This window comes from Acinetobacter sp. CS-2 (assembly GCF_016599715.1).
Taxonomy (GTDB): domain Bacteria; phylum Pseudomonadota; class Gammaproteobacteria; order Pseudomonadales; family Moraxellaceae; genus Acinetobacter.
The window spans coordinates 2,156,637-2,172,783 of sequence record NZ_CP067019.1 but is presented as its reverse complement, the minus strand read 5'-3'; the positions used below and the strand labels follow the sequence as shown (position 1 = coordinate 2,172,783).

Annotated in this window: 18 protein-coding genes; 3 read left to right on the top strand and 15 right to left on the bottom strand. The window is 42.0% G+C overall.

The features are described from left to right. Window positions 1-58: 58 nt before the first annotated feature. The 5 genes from JFY49_RS10740 to JFY49_RS10720 all read right to left on the bottom strand — a co-directional run bounded on the left by JFY49_RS10740 (window position 59) and on the right by JFY49_RS10720 (window position 3,358). A complete protein-coding gene (locus JFY49_RS10740; protein WP_086196188.1) occupies window positions 59-463 on the bottom strand; it encodes a DUF3106 domain-containing protein in 405 nt (134 codons plus the stop codon). Next, on the bottom strand, window positions 453-773 hold the full coding sequence (locus tag JFY49_RS10735; RefSeq protein ID WP_086196187.1) for a hypothetical protein: 321 nt from the start codon (window positions 771-773) through the stop codon (window positions 453-455). The genes JFY49_RS10740 and JFY49_RS10735 overlap by 11 nt, the downstream gene beginning before the upstream one ends. Further along, window positions 770-1,384: an RNA polymerase sigma factor gene (locus tag JFY49_RS10730; protein WP_086196186.1), complete on the bottom strand. Its 615-nt coding sequence runs from the start codon at window positions 1,382-1,384 to the stop codon at window positions 770-772. The genes JFY49_RS10735 and JFY49_RS10730 overlap by 4 nt, the downstream gene beginning before the upstream one ends. A 166-nt stretch (window positions 1,385-1,550) precedes the next feature. Beyond that, window positions 1,551-2,327 (bottom strand): TrmH family RNA methyltransferase, encoded by a 777-nt coding sequence (locus JFY49_RS10725; RefSeq protein WP_166167274.1) that lies wholly within the window; start codon window positions 2,325-2,327, stop codon window positions 1,551-1,553. Between the two features lie 56 nt (window positions 2,328-2,383). Then, the gene (locus JFY49_RS10720; protein WP_166167271.1) at window positions 2,384-3,358 is read right to left on the bottom strand and encodes a class 1 fructose-bisphosphatase; all 975 of its coding nucleotides are present in this window, start codon (window positions 3,356-3,358) and stop codon (window positions 2,384-2,386) included. 186 nt (window positions 3,359-3,544) lie between these two features. Between JFY49_RS10720 and JFY49_RS10715 the strand changes: the two genes are divergently transcribed. After that, entirely contained in the window at window positions 3,545-3,739 is a 195-nt protein-coding gene (locus tag JFY49_RS10715; protein ID WP_086196183.1) for an NF038105 family protein, read from the top strand. 39 nt (window positions 3,740-3,778) lie between these two features. Here JFY49_RS10715 and pal read toward each other — a convergent pair whose 3' ends face one another. The 7 genes from pal to JFY49_RS10680 all read right to left on the bottom strand — a co-directional run bounded on the left by pal (window position 3,779) and on the right by JFY49_RS10680 (window position 10,403). Then, window positions 3,779-4,348: a peptidoglycan-associated lipoprotein Pal gene (gene pal, locus JFY49_RS10710; RefSeq protein ID WP_200222825.1), complete on the bottom strand. Its 570-nt coding sequence runs from the start codon at window positions 4,346-4,348 to the stop codon at window positions 3,779-3,781. A gap of 56 nt (window positions 4,349-4,404) precedes the next feature. Beyond that, window positions 4,405-5,688 (bottom strand): Tol-Pal system beta propeller repeat protein TolB, encoded by a 1,284-nt coding sequence (gene tolB / locus JFY49_RS10705; RefSeq protein WP_180042297.1) that lies wholly within the window; start codon window positions 5,686-5,688, stop codon window positions 4,405-4,407. Window positions 5,689-5,894: 206 nt separating this feature from the next. After that, the gene (gene tolA / locus JFY49_RS10700) at window positions 5,895-7,220 is read right to left on the bottom strand and encodes a cell envelope integrity protein TolA (RefSeq protein WP_200222824.1); all 1,326 of its coding nucleotides are present in this window, start codon (window positions 7,218-7,220) and stop codon (window positions 5,895-5,897) included. 3 nt (window positions 7,221-7,223) lie between these two features. Beyond that, a complete protein-coding gene (gene tolR / locus JFY49_RS10695) occupies window positions 7,224-7,673 on the bottom strand; it encodes a protein TolR (protein WP_086196179.1) in 450 nt (149 codons plus the stop codon). Beyond that, window positions 7,673-8,371: a protein TolQ gene (gene tolQ, locus JFY49_RS10690; protein ID WP_200222823.1), complete on the bottom strand. Its 699-nt coding sequence runs from the start codon at window positions 8,369-8,371 to the stop codon at window positions 7,673-7,675. Before tolQ ends, tolR begins: the two co-directional genes overlap by 1 nt. 25 nt (window positions 8,372-8,396) lie before the next feature. Next, window positions 8,397-8,807: a tol-pal system-associated acyl-CoA thioesterase gene (gene ybgC, locus JFY49_RS10685; protein ID WP_086196177.1), complete on the bottom strand. Its 411-nt coding sequence runs from the start codon at window positions 8,805-8,807 to the stop codon at window positions 8,397-8,399. A 240-nt stretch (window positions 8,808-9,047) separates the two neighbouring features. After that, window positions 9,048-10,403 (bottom strand): amidohydrolase, encoded by a 1,356-nt coding sequence (locus JFY49_RS10680; RefSeq protein ID WP_413784582.1) that lies wholly within the window; start codon window positions 10,401-10,403, stop codon window positions 9,048-9,050. 304 nt (window positions 10,404-10,707) lie between these two features. On the opposite strand from JFY49_RS10680, the gene JFY49_RS10675 reads away from it, so the two are divergent. Both JFY49_RS10675 and JFY49_RS17550 read left to right on the top strand, forming a co-directional pair. Then, entirely contained in the window at window positions 10,708-11,289 is a 582-nt protein-coding gene (locus JFY49_RS10675; RefSeq protein WP_180081481.1) for a hypothetical protein, read from the top strand. A gap of 318 nt (window positions 11,290-11,607) precedes the next feature. Then, the gene (locus tag JFY49_RS17550) at window positions 11,608-12,336 is read left to right on the top strand and encodes a hypothetical protein (RefSeq protein ID WP_227609441.1); all 729 of its coding nucleotides are present in this window, start codon (window positions 11,608-11,610) and stop codon (window positions 12,334-12,336) included. A 14-nt stretch (window positions 12,337-12,350) separates the two neighbouring features. On the opposite strand, the gene ruvB is transcribed toward JFY49_RS17550, so the two are convergent. The 3 genes from ruvB to JFY49_RS10655 all read right to left on the bottom strand — a co-directional run bounded on the left by ruvB (window position 12,351) and on the right by JFY49_RS10655 (window position 15,677). Then, window positions 12,351-13,358, bottom strand: a complete 1,008-nt coding sequence (gene ruvB / locus JFY49_RS10665; protein ID WP_200222822.1) for a Holliday junction branch migration DNA helicase RuvB — start codon at window positions 13,356-13,358, stop codon at window positions 12,351-12,353. A 253-nt stretch (window positions 13,359-13,611) separates the two neighbouring features. Then, the gene (gene ruvA / locus JFY49_RS10660; protein WP_200222821.1) at window positions 13,612-14,214 is read right to left on the bottom strand and encodes a Holliday junction branch migration protein RuvA; all 603 of its coding nucleotides are present in this window, start codon (window positions 14,212-14,214) and stop codon (window positions 13,612-13,614) included. A 122-nt stretch (window positions 14,215-14,336) separates the two neighbouring features. Beyond that, a complete protein-coding gene (locus JFY49_RS10655) occupies window positions 14,337-15,677 on the bottom strand; it encodes a deoxyguanosinetriphosphate triphosphohydrolase (protein ID WP_200222819.1) in 1,341 nt (446 codons plus the stop codon). Between the last annotated feature and the right edge of the window lie 470 nt (window positions 15,678-16,147).

Here is a 16,147-nt window from a genome sequence, read left to right as displayed (position 1 = left end):
AAAAGCCGCTGACTTCAGCGGCTTTTTTGATTTTAATTTTTTAAATATAATCAAATAATTAATGATTTTTAGTCGTTTGTGGGAAATATTTACTGATATATTCTTCGCGAATGAGCGGGCGCTCTTCAGGTGTCGCTTTTTGCATACGAATACCCAATTCTTTACGTTCTTGGCTGCTCATTTTCTGCCAGGTTTCACGCATTTTCTGTTTTTCTTGTTCTGGAAGTTGAGTAAACCAATCCATACGCTGCTGTAAAGTAGTGCCTTGTGCTTCGGGTAATTCTTTGAGCGATTGGTAACGTTGAATGAGTGCACGTTGTTCACTATCGGATAATGTTTCCCAGGTTTCTGCAACTTGTGTATCAGCATCTTTGGAAAAAATCCAAAAACGTTCGAAACCAGCAAAACTGGTTTGTAAAAATCCGAGTGCACAAAAAGCAAAGGCTAATTTTTTAGCTGCCATGTGGAACCTTATCCTCACCTAAAACCATTAACATTTCCAAATCTTCAACCATTTGAGGAGATAGTTTTGGGGTCACTACCACTTGATTTTGCGGTTTTTCTGACATTTCAAAGGAGTTTGGCAATACCACGAATCCTGCAATTGCGGCGGCAAGAGCAAAACCTGACATTTTCCAAAGCCCATAACGGGATGTTTCTCGTGCTTGAATTTCTTCAATGACATGATTCATCACCACGGGTTTGGCTTTGTGATGTTGTGCGAGCCCATCGAGTTTGGAAGTAACTTGTTTTAAGAAATCATCTTGTTTCATTCGGATGACCCTCCACGATATGGATTCAAATGTGCTAAAGAAGCTTTGAGGCCTTGAATAGCACGGTGATAATGGGTTTTTACACTCCCTTCACTGCACTGCATGATTTGTGCAGTTGTGTGTGTATCAAAACCTTCCCAAGCACGAAGCATAAAAGCTTGCTGCTGGCGAACAGGAAGCTGAGCGATGGCTTCTTTGATTTCTTCGGCAGTCACGGCTTGATTAAGAAAATCGAATGGACTAGGAGTAGTCTCATCGACAATATCATTTAACTCAAGATCGTCATCATCCAGACTGACTTTCTTGAAAAAAGAAAAAGGTTGCACCCGACGAGCTTCTTTTCTGCGCCAGTCTTGCAGTTTATGGTTTAAGATGGTGTAAAACAGGGGATACCATTCATCAGTCGATTTATCAGCATAAGCTTTGTGCAAGGAAATAAATGCTTCCTGTACCAAATCCATCGCGATACCTTGTTGACCTTGAGTCGCACTTTCCATCATGACCAAGGCACGTCCAGTCACATCCTGCATAAAAGTCTTCAGGCGTTGTTCAGCCGTACTCTTCAGAGTACTTAAATTTTCTGACTGAGACTGTTTTGGTGCTGAATCCATAGAGATGGAAAATCCTGTCATTGGATACCCACCATTATTTCCAATTTCATAGTTATATAACGTTGAAAATAATGGTTTGGTTGACAAAAATAATATTATTTTTCTAGTGTAGTCTATTTTTTAACATCCATCAGTGATGTTTAAAATAAAGTAACGAAAGATCAGTTTATAAACGCTGACGAACCATTTCGAAGAAACAGACTGAACCCGCAATAGCAACATTCAGGGATTCTTGTCCGCCGGGCTGGGGTATGGAAACGGCTTGTGCATGTGCAAGGGCGTACTCAGAAACCCCTTGACCTTCGTTGCCTAAAATCCAGACACAGGATTGGGTCAAATCTTTCGTATACAAGCTTTCTGATTCATGTGAACTGGTTACATATACCGGAATCTTGAATTGAGACAAAATATCTTCCAGTGTCACATTTTCATAAGTATGCAAGGAGAAATGTGCACCCATTCCGGCACGCAGTACTCGTGGTGACCAAAGCGAAGCTGAACCTTTGGTGCAGACAATTTGTCGAATACCGGCAGCAGCAGCGGAGCGGAGTAAAGTACCGACATTGCCAGGGTCCTGAATATTTTCCAGAATTAAGGTGTCTGCCGTGAAATCTAAAGCATGACGGGAAGTGGGTAAATCGACGATGGCAAGACAAGCCAGTGTGGTGCCCAGCGTACTTAAATCTTTATACAGGGATTCACCAATGACAAAGACTGCACCTTGGTATTGCTCGGCAATACGGTCAAAATCAGGATGGCTTAAAGCCTGTTCGGTGGTAAAAATAGATTTGATTTTTCTATCTTCAGCTAACCAGGCCAGACACAAATGGGTGCCTTCAAGTACGGTTTGACCTTGTTTTTTGCGATATGAATTCTGCTCAATTAAGCCACGCAAGTGTTTAATTTTGGGATTATCTTTTGATTCTAGAAAAATAGTCGGCATGGGAGAATAAATCCACGGAAGCAAGTTATGAGGACTTACTTCCGCTATAAGAAAAATTAATTATGATAGCCAGTTACGAGGTCAACTTCATTTTTAGAACCAATCACTACAGGTACACGTTGGTGAAGTTCAGTCGGCTGGATGTCCAGAATACGTACACGACCAGTGGTAGATGCACCACCTGCCTGTTCCATCAGCATACTCATTGGGTTTGCTTCATACATTAAACGTAGACGACCGGCTTTTTTCGGATCTTTAGTGTCATATGGATACATAAAAATACCGCTACGGCAAAGAATACGGTGAATATCACCCACCATACACGCCACCCAACGCATGTTAAAGTCTTTTTCACGCGGGCCTGTTTTGCCTGCAAGCAATTCATCAATATAACGTTTTACCGGTGCTTCCCAGTGACGTTGATTCGATGCGTTGATGGCATATTCTTTGGTATCGGCAGCAACCTGAATATTTTCAGAAGTCATTAAAAATTCTTTGCTTTCAGGGTCGAAAGTAAAGAATACCACCCCGGCACCTACAGTTAGCGCCATCATGGTGGATGGGCCATAAAGCACGTAACCTGCAGCAGCCTGGTTTGTGCCGGCTTGCATAAAGTCCTCAGCTTTAGTCACTGCATTTTTAGCAGGCAAAATAGAGAAAATGGTCCCGACACACATGTTGATATCGATATTGCTGGAACCATCCAATGGGTCAAACAATACCAGATACTTGCCGTTTTCTTGTGCAGGAGTGAATTCGTCTAATTCTTCAGAAGCTAGGCCACCCACATGTGGATGAACTTTTAAAGCATTAATTAAATAATCATTTGAAATTACATCAAGTTTCTTTTGTTCTTCACCCTGAACGTTTTCGTGTTGTGCACTCCCTAAAACACCAGCCAAAGCACCTTTTTGCAATAATTGATCGATGTCTTTACATGTATTGCCAATTGTTTCAATAACTTGAGCCAATTCAGGTGTAAGATTCCCGTTTTGTTGTTGTAAATATTGGGAAAGGGTGAGGTATGACATGACAGGAAAGCTCCAATTAGAAAATGATAAAAAATTATCAAATGAATATGGGCAGCTATTTTAGATGAGAACGTGGCAAAAGAACAATTAAACTCTGCTATTTGTCGCGATTTTACTCTTGTAAGTTCTGTGGAAAATGCTATGTTGAGTTCTATAGGTTATGGAAAACGTGATAGGAGCATAATTATGACAACGCAAAAGTTTGATGCGACTCCAACGCCAAATGAAGCTATGAGTTTAGATGATATTTCTGCCGAAAAAGTGAAAGAGGCGTGGAAAGCATATGAAGCTAAACCTGAATACAAAAAATTCAACAAGCATGATCTGATTGAATCCATGCAGCATCCGCAAGAAGCATCTCAGGCATCTGAGAAAGCTTAAAAAAAGCGCTCAAATTGAGCGCTTTTTTTATGGTAACCCTTATTTTAATAAAGGCGGAACGGCTTCGTAGTTGATTTCTACGCGGCGGTTTTCTTTCCATGCATTTTCGTCATGACCTGGATTAACCGGCATTTCCTTGCCATAGCTTACGGCTTCCAACTGGGTTGCAGCTACACCGTTAGTCAGCAAGAAACTTTCTACTGCCTTGGCACGACGTTCACCCAAGGCCATGTTGTATTCACGGGTACCACGTTCATCGGTATGACCGGTCAAAGCAACTTTTGAGTTGGCATTGGCTACAAGAAACTGGGCATGTGCCTGAAGGGTTTGATAGTCCTCATTTGAAAGTTCACTGCTGTCATAGTCAAAGTGAACCACACGCTTGGCTAGGAATGCTTTGTTCGCAGCAGTCACACCTTTAGATGACGCACCTGCCAGGTTTTGTGCATTTAAGGCTGCATCTTCACTTAAACCTTCAGTACTGACGGTAGTGGCCCCGCTCGGATTTTGTCCTGCCTGAATTTCAGCAGCAGGCTTGCGGCTGGCACAACCTGTCATCACCAATGCTGTAGCCAGAACAGGAAGTACCAATAATTGAACTACTTTCATCTTTATCTCCATGATTATCATTGCTTTAGATTAATAAAATTAATTCGCTTGTATTGTTATTTAGGGGCCCAAGCTGGTTCGCGTACTTCACCTTGTTCACTTGGCAGGTTCATGCGGAAACGACCATCCAGTGACATGATAGACAATAAACCACGGTTTCCTTCACGGGTTGCATAGACCACCATTTGACCATTTGGAGAGAAACTTGGTGACTCATCCAGACTGGTCGGGGTAAGAATGTTAGTAATACCGGTGTTGATGTCCTGGATGGCCACTTTATAGTTGCTACCACTTGGACGATGAACCAGAGCAATTTTTTTGCCATCTGCACTTAAGGTACCACGGGCATTAAATGCGCCACGGAAGGTCAGACGCTTACTTGTGCTATTGGCAAAATTATAGCTATAAATCTGTGCTGAACCACCGCGGTCAGAGGTGAAAATAAAAGATTTACCGTCTGGAGCATAACGTGCTTCGGTATCAATGGCACTGTCATTGGTCATGCGCTGTAGTTCACGTGTATCCAGGTTCATTTGATAGATTTCAGGATTGCCATGCATGGAAGCTGTAAATAGCATGCTCTTGCCATCCGGTGAGAAACTTGGCGCACCATTCAGTCCACGGAAGCTGGCCAGTTTTTCACGGTTTCCTGTAGCCAAGTCCTGTACATAAATGGCCGGACGTTTGGTTTCAAATGAAACGTAAGCAATTTTTTTTGCGTCTGGGGTCCAGGCCGGTGACAGGATAGGATCACGGGAAGTCAGAATGGTTCTCGGCTGCTCACCATCGGTATCGGCAATTTGTAGGGTATAGCGTTGTTCCGGTGTTGCTGGGTTACGCAGTACATAGGCGATACGACCGCTGAAATCACCTGGAATACCGGTCAATGCCTGGTAAATGGCATCACTGATCATATGACCAGCTTGACGGATACGCGAAGCCGGTACAGTCAATAATTCATTTAACAGGTATTGCTGTTTTTCTATGTCATAGAGCTGATAATGAACTTCAAAACTGCCATTATCAGTAGTTTTTACCGTACCGGTTACCACATAAGGCACACCGGCAGCTTTCCATGCTTCTGTATTCGGATTATTCATGCTTGCAGTGGCAGGAAGATTTTTGGAAGCGCTGGAAAATTTACCGGAACGGTTCAGGTCATTTTCGACGATTGGGTAAATACTTTGATCATTATTAAATGGAATAATGGCAATTTTTGGCGCTTCTTCAGGTGCCTTAGCAATCTCCAGATGTAATTGAGCATAGGATTGCGTGGCTAATACCGGGCTTAAAGCGGCCAAAATGGTTAGGCAAAGTAGATGTTTACGCGTCATTTCCATCATCTGCTACGTACTCTAAAAAATATAAATTATTGTGAATCTGCTTGTGTCACATAATGGCATGATTTTGAGTGATTGAAAGCCCATCATAATGACTAAACTGTTATAAGACTGTGAAAAGTGAATAAAATTTTGGCTGTTTTATCGACTATCCAGTTTAAATGCCAAAAAAAGCCACATCAACCAGAATTTGATGTGGCTTCTAGTTATCTCGCCGTAAAGCTTGAAGTAAAGGTTCTTGCTTCACGTCGTGCATCGGGGTCTGAAGGCATTGGATAAGGTGCAGCTGCTCGAACAGCAGCTTCTACACTGGCTTTCATGTCAGGGTCGCTCGAGTTGACAATCACGGACTGAACCGAACCGCTATCACTTAAAGTGACTCTGGCAGTGGCTTTTTGACCTGATGAGCCACTTGGGATGTCCCATGCACGTTTGATTTTATTTTCAAAATCACGTTTTGCTGTTGAGGCAATTTTCTTGGCTTCAGCCTTTTTGGTTGCAGCTTCTTCCGCTGCCTGTTTGGCGGCTGATGCCTTGGCTTCTTCCGCGGCACGTTCACGTGCTTCCGCATCCGCTTTAGCTTTTGCAGCGGCATTAGCCTTGGCTTTATTTGCAGCATCGGCTTTAGCTTTTGCTGCAGCATCGGCCTTGGCTTTATTTGCAGCATCGACTTTTGCTTTTGCAGAGGCATCTGCTTTGGCTTTATTCGCTGCATCAGCTTTAGCCTTTACAGCGGCATCAGCCTTGGCTTTATTTGCAGCATCGACTTTTGCTTTTGTAGCGGCATCGGCCTTGGCTTTATTCGTAGCATCAGTTTTGGCTTTTGCAGCAGCTTCAGCATGTTGTTTATCCGCCTCTGCTTTTCTTAATGCATCCGCTTTTACTTTTTCTGCTTTTGCACGTTCAGCCTGATCTAATTTACGTTTGGCATCTGCTTCCACTTTTGCAGCGGCATCAGCCTTGGCTTTATTTGCAGCATCAGCTTTAGCCTTTACAGCTGCATCGGCTTTGGCTTTCTCGGCAGCATTCGCCTGAGCTTTTGCAGCAGCCTCAGCTTGGACTTTTAATTTATTCGCTTCAGTGACTTTTGCATTTTCAGCAGCCTGCTGTTCAGCCTTTTGCATCGCTTCGGCAGCAGCCTTCGCTTGCTGTGCAGCCTTCGCTTGCTGTGCAGCCTTCGCTTGCTGTGCAGCCTTCGCTTGCTGTGCAGCTTTATTGCTATCAGGTTTTGCTTGCGCTGGAGTAGGTGATGTAACTGGAATCACAGGAGCAGCTTCAACACTTGGTTCAGCTGTTTGGGTGATTTGTTCAGCGACATTTTTGTCTGCTGTTTCATCAAACTCTGTGACTTCAGGTGTGACAGGTTTTAAATCTTCAGGTTTAACTAAAATGGTAGTGATCTTTTTGGGAGGCTCAGGTGGTTGACTCATGCCCAGATAAAGCAAGCCAACCACTGCAATAACATGCACCCCAAGGGTGAAGCCAATCGCAACTGCATTTTGTTTAAAAGGCGGCTTTTTAAAATCTTTCATAAATTATTTTAATGGCTCAGTCAGTAAACCCACTTGAGTTAATCCTGCATCCTGTAAGGCAGACATGAGTTTCATGACTTCACCATAAGGACGAGATTCACTGCCGTTAATCAGTACACTCATTTGTTTTTTCTGTGCTGACGCTTCACGTTGTGACTCAGTCAGTACAGCTTTTAATTCATCGAGTGTGAGTACATCATTATTATGTGATTTATCTTCAAGTTTAATGGTGCCATCTGTTTCAAGCGTGACAATGGCAGGGCGGTCTTCGGCCTGCATGGGTGCACCATTTGCTTGAGGCAAATCAACTTTTACACCAGTCGTAATCATGGGTGCAGTGACCATAAAAATCACCAACAGCACCAGCATCACGTCGATATAAGGGACAACATTCATGTCACTTTTTAATGGTTTTTTAATACGCTCAAAGCGTCCGGAACGTTGAATTGCCATCAGTCATTTTCCTGTGTAGAACCCACAGTTTGACGTTGTAACAGCGCCACCATTTCTTCAGCAAATAAAGCGCGGTCTGAATAAACCGCTTCACCTTTTGCGGTGTAATGGTTAAAGGCCAAAACAGCAGGAATGGCTGCAAACAGACCAATTGCAGTGGCGATTAATGCTTCGGCAATACCTGGAGCTACGGTTGCCAGTGTAACCTGATCGACCTCTGCCAGACCAATAAAGGCATTCATGATGCCCCAAACCGTACCAAACAGTCCGACATAAGGCGCAACTGAGCCAATGCTTGCCAGCGCACCCAAACCTTGTTCAAGGTGTCCCTGATCACGGCTAAGACCCACACGCAGGATACGTTCAGTACTTTCAATACTTTGCTGGGCAGGCGCATTGTGTTTTTTAAGTTTAAAAAATTCACCCAAGCCATGATAGAAAATATCTTCCAGACCGACACGTTTGGAATTGAGTTGGGCATTGTTATACAGGGTATTTAATTCAGCCCCCGACCAGAAGATTTTTTGAAAGTGTTGATCTTCGGCCTGGGCCTTTTTATAACTCATATGTAACTTGGCAATCAGATACCAACTATATAATGATGCCAGAAGTAGCAGCAGCATTACCAATTGAACCACAGGACTTGCTTGTAAAATAAGATCTGATACGTGTAGCGAAGATTCTAGTTGTGTTGCCATAGTTACAATGTGCCAATAAATTTTTTTAGTCTTGTCCTAACTCTTTCAGAATTAGTGTACGGATTTCCTCAGGAAGCCGGGTTGGACGCATACCATCTACGCTGATACATGCCAATTCGACTTCACCAGAAGCAAGCATGATTTCACCACGATAAATATTCTGTTGCAATACAAATGATGTCGCTTTACACGAAACTACACTCGCGGTAACAGTAATCAGGTCATCCATCAGGATAGGGCGTGAATATTTCACGTTAATTTTATGAACGACAAAGTTGTAATCTTTTTGGTGCCAGTAGTGATCTACGCCTGAAGCACGTAGCCATTCGGTACGGGTACGTTCCATAAAACGAATATGGTTTGCATGATAGACAATGCCACCGGCATCGGTGTCTTCAATATATACACGAATGTTGAATTCGAATTTATTCGCCATGATTGTGTCCCATTTTTCAATTCAGTTTTATGGTTTTAGCTGTGCTTTTAGCGGTTTTAAAAAAACTGTGAAAATGACGGTTTTTTTGCCAAGAGTCAAGCTGTGTAACGCGTGGCAGTTTATCATTATGAGAATTGAGTCCAATGGCACAAGGTTTCAAATGAAATTTATTCTGTATTGAATTCGCAAAACCTGTAAATACGAAAAGTGAGCAAAGGATGCTCACTTTTTTAAATGTACTTATTTTTTTGTGGTTTGTCTCTTTTTCCAGTCAGTCTGTACCTGTTCGGCAACTTTTGGATAATCCAGAATAAAACGCACATGGCTTTCTACCCCGGTTTTTAAAGTCTTATTATCGACAATAAATAACTGGTTATGGTTAGGTGCGGCTTTGGTCATGTCCTGATCGGCAGGAGTTGCACCCACAAAGACAAACAAGGATGGCATCAGCTGACCATAATAAGCAAAATCTTCGCTGGCACTGGCGTTGTTGTCCAGCACATGCAGTTTATCTTCGCCACTCACCTGAGCCAGCGTAGGTTGCATCAATTTGGTTAATGTTTTGTCATTGGTCGTAACAGGCGCGTAGGGTGCAATTTCCACTTTTGCTGTGACCTGATTGGCAGCGGCATTATGTTCTAGCATGTTGGGTAAAGTTTTTAAAATGCTCTGGCGAACATCTTCACTGTTAGAACGAATGGTACCCACCATATTCACCTGATCGGGAATGACATTACCCGTTGTTCCCCCGTGAATACTACCAATGCTGACTACGCCCATGCCTTTGGTCAAATCTGTGTTACGGCTGATCAAACTTTGCATGTTGTTGATCATTTGTGAAGAAGCATAGATTGGATCGCGACCCAGCCAGGGCATGGAACCATGTACCTGCTTGCCGTTGACCTGAATGCGTAAATGATCCGCACTGTTCAGAATGGCACCATCTTTATAGGAGATATTACCGCTTGGCATACCTGCCATTACGTGCATACCAAAAATAACTTCCGGTTTGGGATTGTTCAATGCACCATCGGCAATCATTTTACGTGAACCGATCAAATGACCTTGAGTAAAATTATCAATATCAGCACCGCCTTCTTCAGCCGGTTGGAAAACAAATACCACAGTACCTGCAATTTTATCTTTATTGGCTGCTAAGGCCTTGGCTGCACCCAGTAACATCGCGGTATGGGCATCATGACCACAGCCGTGCATGACATCGGTTTCTTTGCCCTGATAAATGGCTTTGACTTTACTGGCATAAGGAAGTCCAGTTTTTTCTTCAATCGGAAGAGCATCCATGTCGGCACGTAAAGCCATCACTGGACCCGGCTTAGCCCCTTTAAGTACCCCGATGACACCGGTTTTGGCATAGCCTTTACGCACTTCTATTCCATAAGATTTTAACTCTTTTTGTACCAGCTCGGAGGTTTTGAATTCCATATTGCCCAGTTCTGGATTTTGATGAATATGCTGTCGAAGCTGAATGGTGTGGGCTTCTACATTTTTAACGGAATCATCAATCCAGTCTGCAAGGCTCAACTGGCTGCAAAGAAAAAGTGGAAGACAAAGGGAGATCTGCTTATATATGTCCATATATTAACGAGTCCTTAAAGGTTGAGATCATTTTCAGTGAGTCTATAGCATTGCATAATGAAGGAAATTTAGACAAAACTATTTGAGTGCTCTTAATATACTTTTAAGGTATATTTGTTGTTAGTTGCTGGAATACAAAGGTTTTATAAGGACTTCGAGACTATAAATACTTTGCGATTTATGTGAAATTAGCTTTTATCAATTTTGTTTATCCCTCTTAATTTTCGGATCTGTGACACAACAATTTTATTTGATTCAATCCATTATTAGGGCATTACAACACTGCATGACATTCGAGTTTAAAATGAGTCGCTTTTTGAAATATATAATTATTTTTGCCTTGGGGTTTGCACTGTGGAATTACTGGCTGAAACCGGATAAAGGTATTTCAGAGGCTGCTGATTATCAGTCTGCTCAAGGAATTCATCAGTTTGATGGCTATAGGATGAAAAATCTGGAAGCGTATGCTGGCGAGTTTCGGGTTTTATCCAGAGAAGATTATAGTTTTGGACGAGAGGCGGAACTTAGTCCAGTTGATTTTGCTTTGGGATGGGGCAGCATGACCAATCCTGCTGTTTATAAACAGTTATCGATCAGTCAGAGTAATCGCTGGTATTACTGGCGTTATGAAAATGCACCACCCATTCCAGTCAATGAAATTTCAACGCACAGTGCCAATACACACTTGATCCCTGCATCGAAACAGATTGCAAAGCAGCTCAAAGCTATTGATCAAGATGATTTGATTTATTTAAAAGGACAGCTGGTTGAGGTCACGGCTGCTGATGGCTGGACTTGGCGTAGTTCTTTAAGTCGTGAAGATACGGGGAATGGTGCGTGCGAGTTGATGCTGGTGGAAGAGGTGAGGGTGATTTCTAAGTCTTAAATCTTTTATTTGTTGAATTAAGCAAGAATATGATTTGTAGAGAGGATGAGCTAATTGAACTTGGTTCTAAGCACTCCTTCAAATGTCGGATGTGATTAATTTTCTATGTGCTTCGGTTTATTTACTTTTGACGGGACAAAAGTAAATAAACCCCTCTGTTGGATTGAGGGTATGTCCATATACCCCAATCCAACGTGCGACATCCATGTCGCCTGTCAATTGATTTTTTAAAAGTGATGATTTTAAAAATAAAAATATAAGTTGATGAGTTGTAATAAAATGTTTTTAGGTAATATTTTAATTTTTTAGGGGTAGAAATTGGCGAATCAACAAGAAAATTCAGATTTAGCGATCCAATTTCCTTGGACTCTGCCACAACAGCCAAATGTACAAACGATTATTTTACAACAACCTGCTAAAACACATATGGAGTTAAATGCTTCTACAGATAAAACAGCAATTTCGTCTTTTGCACTTTCAGTAGTGATTGCTCTGATTTTAGGAGCATTGGCAACGTGGCTTGCTTATTGGTATGGACGTAAGAGTTTTGAGTTAACTAAACAAGGCTTTAATTTGACATTAGAGCAAATAGGAAAGTCAGTAGAGCAAACACTAAATTCTAATAGAGAACTTTATCAAAGTCAGAAAGACTTGCAATTAATGCAGATTAAGTCTACACATCGACAGGATTGGATAAATAATATTAGAGAGCTATTTAGTGAAATTTTAATTGTAAGAACAAAAATGAATATAGTAATAGCAAATGATTTCTCTGTTCAAAGTAAGGAGGTATTAATAGATTATTTAGTGGAATTTAGAAAACTTACTCATAAAGTTACCTTATATTTAAATCCTTTGGAGGAATTATCGGAAATCATATTATCAGATATGAGAAAAATCGACTCTCTAGTTGCTAAGCGCTTTAATAAAGATATTACCGATAACGAGTTGGATGAATTAAGCAAAATACTTATTTCTAAAACTCTTGTACAAAACATTCAAAAACTATTAAAAAAAGAATGGGAAAGAGTTAAAAAGGGAGAATAAATCTCCCTTATCAATCACTTGTCTTTCGGCTCAGGCGGCGTCATGCCAAACTGCAAATATGCCATATTAGTAGCAATACGGCCACGTGCAGTACGCATGGTATAGCCTTGCTGAATCAGATAAGGCTCAATCACATCTTCCAAAGTACCTGAATCTTCTGCCATTGCAGCAGCCAAAGCTTCCACACCGGCAGGGCCACCATCAAAACGTTCTAACAACATGCTTAAATAACGACGGTCTAAAGTATCCAAGCCATCTTTATCGACATTCAGCATATCCAGTGCACGTTGAGCCATTTCTTGAGTGACTTCACCTGTACCTTTCACTTGTGCATAGTCACGAACACGGCGCAACAAGCGGTTGGCAATACGCGGTGTACCACGGGCACGACGCGCGATTTCTTTTGCACCATCATCCGTCATGGGAACGTCCATTAACGAGGCAGAACGCGACACAATATGAGTTAAGTCGGCAACTGAATAAAATTCTAAACGCTGCACAATACCAAAACGGTCACGTAGCGGCGAGGTGAGCAAGCCTGCACGTGTGGTAGCCGCAACCAAGGTAAATGGCGGTAAGTCCAGTTTAATGGAACGTGCGCCCGGGCCTTCACCAATCATGATATCAAGCTGGTAATCTTCCATGGCTGGATACAGAATTTCTTCAATTACAGGAGAAAGACGGTGAATTTCATCAATAAATAAAACGTCACCTTCTTCTAAATTGGTCAGCATGGCAGCCAGATCACCGGCACGCTCCAGTACTGGGCCAGAAGTCGATTTTAGATTGCCGCCCATTTCGCGTGCGATAATATTGGCCAGTGTAGTTTTACCTAAACCCGGTGGGCCAAAAATCAGGGTATGGTCGAGTGCTTCACCACGACCTCGTGCTGCGCCAATAAAGATTTCCATTTGCTCACGTACCACGGGCTGACCAATGTAGTCTTCCAGGGAAGTGGGGCGAATGGCACGATCAAAATGATCTTCGGGTTTTTCAGAACCACTGATGAGACGGTCTTGCATATTAAGTCAGTTCTATTTTCGTGAATTCGATTATCGCGTTATGGTCATAAATACCACATTTAGTTGCACGGCCGCGAATGATGAAAGATATTCACTACTTTCGCGTAGGCGATGCCTTACTTTTGAAAGATCAAAAGTAACAAAAATCTTTTGTTGGATTGAGGATATGTCCTTATATCCCAATCCAACTTGGCGACATCCATGTCGCCTATCGCGTATCAAACTTAAGGATAGATCGGTTTATCTATTTGAATTACTTGTTCATCGACTTAAGTGCAGCACGGATAATATCACTTGCTTCGGTAAAGTCCGCTTTAACGGCATTAATCAGTTTTTGTGCTTCTAAAGGTTTATAACCTAATGACTGTAACGCTGCTTCAGCTTCTGCCACAGCAGAGTTACCACTAAACTGGATTTGCTCTACAGTAGAATTGTTTGGTGTCGTGCCAGCTGACATGGCTTTGAAGCGGTCACGCAGTTCAATCATCAAGCGTTCAGCGGTTTTTTTGCCTACACCCGGTACTTTAACTAGCGTATTCACATCTTCATGTTCTACAGTATGAATTAGCATGTCGACGCTGAGAGTAGAAAGAATACCCAAAGCCATTTTAGGACCCACACCGTTGACTTTAAGCAGGGTACGGAAGATGGTTTTTTCCTGAGCATTCAAGAAGCCATATAAAAGCTGAGCATCTTCACGAACGGCGAGATGCGTCCATAAGGTAACTTTCTGGCCTTTTTGTAATTGGCAAAATGTTGAAAGCGGGGTATCGATTTCATAGCCCACGCCATTTACATTTAATAATACTGTCGGTGCTTCTAGAGCCAACACCTCGCCAATAAGACATCCAATCATGTTTATTTATTCACTTATCTATCGTTGGTTGCATAGTAGTGAGCATTTGCACGAAAGGCAAAATGCTCAGGTATAATTTTTTAAATCTGGTGAAAATTTTAGCCAGCATATCTGCAACATTTTTACATCAAGCCGGCTTTATTGCCCTGTAACTCTTGCGACAGGTTATAGGCCTGATGGTCTGAGAATTTCGAAATAATATCCAGCACCTGCATAATATTTTCATAGTGATTACTTTGAAAATTGACTCCGGCGCGTTGCAGCATGGACATTAAACGCTGTTCTTTAAAGCTCAAGGTTTTATGTGGTGTGGTCAACGGGATAAAGGCATCCAGAATATTTTGCAGACTTTGATGGGCAATAATCTCTAAACCAGCCTTTTGCGGATGTTCAAAAATCTTGTCACGCGCCAAGTTTTTTGCCCGTTCAATGCCGCGTTCAATATCTTCAGAACAATATTGCAATAAGCTGCCTTTGAGTTGTCCTGATAAAATCTCAAAGTGATGTTTGGCAAAAGCAGTGGTCACTTCATCCACAAGACGTTTCATCACCCGGCCGCGTAAAGCAGCAATTTTTTGCTGCCAGGTCGTGGTTGGCATAGACAGTTCTTCGGGCTTGCCATAATCTGCAATCAGGTCGAGGAAAACCGGTTCGACTTCTTCATAAGATAGCATATTTAAAATAATGCCATCTTCCAGATCAATCAGGGCATAACAGATGTCATCCGCAGCTTCGAGTAAATAGGTCAGCGGATGACGGCAATACTGATAGTCACTGAGCTGAATTAAACCGAGCTGTTCTGTAATTTGCTTGAGAGTCTCTTTTTCAGACTGGTAACAGCCAAATTTTGCCCGCTGATTGGCAGGGCGATCACCTTGTGAGGCAATGGTTTTAGATAACCACGGATATTTTAAATAAGCGCCTAAAGTGGCATAAGTCAGACGCATGCCGCCATCATTGGGATGATAGTCAATTTTGGTTAGTAAACGTAAACCTTGGGCATTACCTTCAAACTGGCGTACATCGGCCTGTTCTTCCGGGGTGAGTTTTTTTAAAAAATTGCCATGTGAGGCATCGTCAAACCATTCACGTATCGCGTATTCTCCGGCATGACCAAAAGGTGGATTGCCAATATCATGTGCCAGACATGCAGCCTGAATAATGGCACCGACATCGGCAGGGGAAATCCACACCGGGAGTTGATCTTTAATTTTTTCTGCTGCCAGCATGCCCAATGAACGGCCAATACACGATACTTCGAGCGAATGGGTCAAACGGGTGTGAATACCATCGTGCTGTGTTAGCGGATGCACTTGGGTTTTACGGTTGAGCTGGCGGAAACTTTGCGAAAAGATAATGCGGTCATAATCTTTGTGGAATGGGCTACGTGCCTGTTCTGAACTTTGTTTTTTGCTACCAATACGAACTGTCGAAAGCAGTTCCAACCAACGCATTTGTTCCATTTATCGTTATTCAGTAAAGAGCTGAATTCATCATGCCAAAAAAAAGTCCAAGCGACTAGAGTAGGGCGACATGATTTGTCTTTCTGATAATGCTCTGAACTGTGTTAGTGTTTGAGCTTGATCATTTACTCAAGAGATCTCTTTCATGAACCCAATGCCTGCTAAAATCTATTTTTTCTTTTAACTTTAAGAATAGTTTATGGTTATTGAAAAATGATTTATGAAAGAACGCTAAGACATCAAGAAAGAAAAGATGCAGAATTATGTAACACTGGCTAAAAGATACGGAATTGAGCATAAGCCGCAGTATTGAAATAATATTTAGAAACAAGATAGTGCAGGCTTAAATTTATATAAGATTCAAAATTTTTATCTGAAAAATAAAATATTCTTCCATGTTCTTGAGTGAATAGATGGCACATTCGTGAATTTCTATCTAGCTGATTTTGCCAATACACAGTAGAATATGC